The organism is Maribacter sp. 2-571 (assembly GCF_050589625.1).
GTDB lineage: Bacteria > Bacteroidota > Bacteroidia > Flavobacteriales > Flavobacteriaceae > Pelagihabitans.
In genome coordinates this window covers 1-735 of the sequence record NZ_JBNGOP010000083.1, presented here as the reverse complement: position 1 = coordinate 735, position 735 = coordinate 1, and the positions used below count along the sequence as shown (strand labels likewise).

Below are 735 nucleotides of genomic sequence, written 5' to 3'. Positions count from 1 at the left end.
CAGTATCGTGGCCGATCCCGCATCTCGTATCACGGACCTGTCGATGCTGACCTTCCCGGAGGAGAGACAGCTTTTGGAGGTCTTCAACGATACGTCCAAGGAATATCCCGGGGAGGGTACGATCCTGGAGCTTTTCAGGGAACAGGTCGTGGAGTCCCCCGAGAACACGGCACTGGTGCTGGATGGCAAGGGGCTGAGCTACTCCGAAGTGGACCTTTGTTCGAGCAAACTGGCGCATTACCTACAATCCGAACATGGGGTTTTCCCGGGGGATTATATAGGACTACTAGTGGACCGTTCCCCTTGGGCGATCATCTCGATGTTGGGCATCATGAAGTGCGGGGGCGTGTACGTACCGATCGACAAGGGGTACCCGGAGGAGCGCAAATCCCTTATTCTGGAAGATGCGGGCGCCAGGTTGTTGGTCACGGACTCGGTCCAGGGTGCCGGTTCCCTTCCCACGGCGGTCCTGCCGCTGGATATCGTCGGTTCGTACGATGCGATAATGTCCTTTTCCCCGAAGTATTCCCCTGTGGCCCTTTCATGGAGTTCCCCTGTGTACGTGATGTACACTTCGGGTACGACCGGTAGGCCCAAGGGGGTACAGGTGACCCATCGCAATATCGTAAAGTTGGCCAAGGAGGAGGGCCCTATCGCCATTTTGCCGACCGACCGCGTACTGCAATGGTCGAACCTTGCCTTCGACGGTTCTACCTATGATATCTATTCGACGCT

Annotated in this window: 1 protein-coding gene; it reads left to right on the top strand. The window is 56.7% G+C overall.

Features of this window, described 5'->3' with window-relative positions; all coding sequences use genetic code 11:
* Positions 1–735: AMP-binding protein (locus tag ACRD7P_RS20970; RefSeq protein WP_430909760.1), on the top strand; the 735-nt coding region annotated here is incomplete at both ends.